Origin of the sequence: Kineococcus glutinatus, assembly GCF_039542765.1 — a bacterium.
Taxonomy (GTDB): domain Bacteria; phylum Actinomycetota; class Actinomycetes; order Actinomycetales; family Kineococcaceae; genus Kineococcus_A; species Kineococcus_A glutinatus.
Window position 1 is genome coordinate 1 of the sequence record NZ_BAABIL010000298.1, and the last position, 2,862, is coordinate 2,862.

Below are 2,862 nucleotides of genomic sequence, written 5' to 3' on the forward strand. Positions count from 1 at the left end.
GCTCGACCGGCGCGGCGGGGCGCTCCGCCTGGGGGGCCGGACGCTCCGCGGGGGCCGGGGAGGGACGCGGTCCCGCCCCGGGCACGGGGCGGGGCCCCGGCTTGGCGGGCGGCGGCGTCGGCTTGCCGCTGGGCGCGCCCGACCTGGGGGCACCACCGGCTGCGGGGAACTTGTCCTTCAGCCGCCGCACCACGGGCGGCTCGATGGTCGACGATGCCGACCGGACGAACTCGCCCATCTCCTGCAGCGTCGTGAGGACGACCTTGCTCTCGACCCCGAACTCCTTGGCGAGTTCGTAGACCCGGACCTTTGCCACTTCTCTCCTGTCTCGGTCCGGGCCTGGGTGGTCGGCTCGAACCGTCGTTACTGGGGGGTGCTCATCGCTGCGAACTCATCGGGTGCTCATCAGCTGCTCGACCCGCTTCCATCGGTGACGGTGGTGTTCGGAACTCGTTCGACGTACAGGCGCAGACCGCTCAGGTCGAGGTCCGCCGGACGTCGCAGTGCCCGCCCGAACGCCCTGCGGCGCTCGGCGAGATCGAGGCACGTGCGTCGCGGGTGCAACCACGCGCCTCGGCCGGGGTGCCGGGCTCGCGGGTCCGGAGCGGCGGAGAGCACTCCCCCGACCTCCTCGACCACGACCCGCAGCAAGACCGACCGGGCATCCCGCTGTCGGCAACCCACGCAGGTGCGCACGCATTCCGTCCGGCCCGTGGCCGGGCCCACCCCACCCGAGGGGGTGGGGACGTGCGTTGCGGTGGATCGCCGATCACGAGGACCGGGCGGCGTCAGTGTAGCGATGCCGACGAGTCTAGCGCCGTCGGCCGCACCACCGCTCGCGGGCGCGGCCGGGCGGGTGGACCCCACCCGGCCGCACCGGTCGGCGGCGGGGCCCCTCAGCGCGCCCCGCTGCCCGCCGGCTCGCTCTCGCCGCTGCTCTCGGCGTCGGAGCGGATGTCGATGCGCCAGCCGGTGAGCTTGGCGGCGAGCCGGGCGTTCTGGCCCTCCTTGCCGATGGCGAGGGAGAGCTGGTAGTCCGGCACGACGACCCGCGCCGAGCGCGCCGCCGCGTCGACCACCTGGACGCTCGACACCCTGGCGGGCGAGAGCGCGTGGGCGACGAAGGTCGCGGGGTCGTCGCTGTGGTCGACGATGTCGATCTTCTCGCCGCGCAGCTCCGCCATGACCGAGCGCACGCGCTGGCCCATCGGCCCGATGCAGGCGCCCTTGGGGTTGACACCCGGGACCGCGGCCCGGACCGCCATCTTGGTGCGGTGGCCCGCCTCGCGGGCCAGCGCGGAGATCTCCACGGTGCCGTCGGCGATCTCGGGCACCTCGAGGGCGAACAGCTTGCGCACGAGACCGGGGTGCGAGCGGGAGAGCACGATCGCCGGGCCCTTGGGCCCCTTGCGGACGGACACGACGAAGCAGCGGATGCGGGTGCCGTGCTCGTAGGACTCACCCGGCACCTGCTCCTGCGGCGGCAGCACGGCCTCGACGGAGCCGAGGTCGACCTGCACCATCCGGGGGTCCCGGCCCTGCTGGACGACGCCGGAGACGATGTCGCCCTCCTTGCCGGCGAATTCGCCGAGCACCTGCTCGTCCTCCGCGTCGCGCAGGCGCTGCAGGATCACCTGCCGGGCGGTGGCGGCCGCGATGCGCCCGAACCCGGACGGCGTGTCGTCGTACTCGCGCAGCACCTCGCCCTCGGGTCCGCGCTCGGCGGCCATGACCCGCACCTCACCCGTGGCGCGGTCGAGCTCGACGCGGGCGTGCTTCTGGGAGCCCTCGCTGTGGTGGTAGGCGATGAGCAGGGCCTGCTCGATCGCGCGGACCAGCGTGTCCAGCGGGATCTCGCGCTCGCGCTCGAGCATGCGCAGCGCCGCCATGTCGATGTTCACGTCAGTTCCCCTCGTGCGGCGTGCGCACCCGGTGCGCCACCTGCCTCGTCGTCCGACCCGCCCGTCCCGCCGTCCGGAGCCCCGTCGAGGTCCTCCTCCTCGAGGTCCTCCTCGAAGTCCTCCTCGAAGTCCTCCTCGTCGAGGTCCCCGTCCTCGTCGAGGTCCTCGTCGAGCCCGGCGTCCGCACCGAGGCGGGAGAACTCCACCTGCACCTGCCCGCGCACCAGCTCCGCCCACGCGAGCAGGTGCTCGCCGCGCGGGGCCGACCTCGCCGGCGGCCGACCCCGCTCGCCCTGCGGCTGCACGTCGAGCAGGACGCCCTCCTCGGAGACGGCCAGCACCCTCCCCTCCAGGGTGCGCCCGTCCGCCAGGACGGCGCGCACCAGCCGCCCGCGCGCGCGGGCCCAGTGCCGGCGCTGCACGAGCGGGCGGTCCACGCCCGGGGAGCTGACCTCGAGCACGTACGGCGTGGGGCCCAGCACGTCGGAGGCGTCGAGCGCCGCCGACACGGCCGTCGAGGCGACGGCGACGGCGTCGAGGTCCACGTCGCCCTCCTGCTCCGCCGGCAGGTCGACCACGACGCGCACCACGCGCCGGCGGCCGACCGAGGCGACCTCCACGTCCTCCAGGACGAGCCCGGCACCTGCCACGGCGTCCTGCAGCACCGCCGCCACGTCCTGGCTGAGCGACCCGCTCACCGCGGGCACCTCGTCGACGGCACGCTGGGGCTCCTCTCGTGGGTCGGCGCGGGCGGGACCGCTCCGCAGCGCGCCGTGGAGCCGCGCCGGGGCCCGCCCGCTGCGGGCCGTGGATCGGCACCGCTCCGGCACGGGTGGCGGTCACCACGGCGACTGCCCAGCCTAGCCCGGCGCGGCACCCTCCCCCGCCGCCACCACCGCGGGACGGTCCTCCGCGCCCGCGGGTGCCTCCGCCGGGCGGCGGGACGCGTGCGACGATCGGG

The 2,862-nt window shown here is 75.5% G+C and carries 4 protein-coding genes; all 4 read right to left on the reverse strand.

Going from position 1 to position 2,862, the window contains the following annotated elements; translation table 11 throughout:
• The coding region (locus ABEB16_RS11715) for a translation initiation factor IF-2 N-terminal domain-containing protein (RefSeq protein ID WP_345712431.1) at positions 1 to 316 on the reverse strand (316 nt) is incomplete at its 3' end.
• 89 nt (positions 317 to 405) lie between these two features.
• Positions 406 to 867, reverse strand: coding sequence for a YlxR family protein (locus ABEB16_RS11720; protein WP_345712432.1), 462 nt, complete (start codon positions 865 to 867; stop codon positions 406 to 408).
• Positions 868 to 896: 29 nt separating this feature from the next.
• Positions 897 to 1,901: a transcription termination factor NusA gene (gene nusA, locus ABEB16_RS11725; protein ID WP_345712433.1), complete on the reverse strand. Its 1,005-nt coding sequence runs from the start codon at positions 1,899 to 1,901 to the stop codon at positions 897 to 899.
• Positions 1,898 to 2,599: a ribosome maturation factor RimP gene (gene rimP / locus ABEB16_RS11730; RefSeq protein WP_345712434.1), complete on the reverse strand. Its 702-nt coding sequence runs from the start codon at positions 2,597 to 2,599 to the stop codon at positions 1,898 to 1,900. The genes nusA and rimP overlap by 4 nt, the downstream gene beginning before the upstream one ends.
• Positions 2,600 to 2,862: the final 263 nt, after the last annotated feature.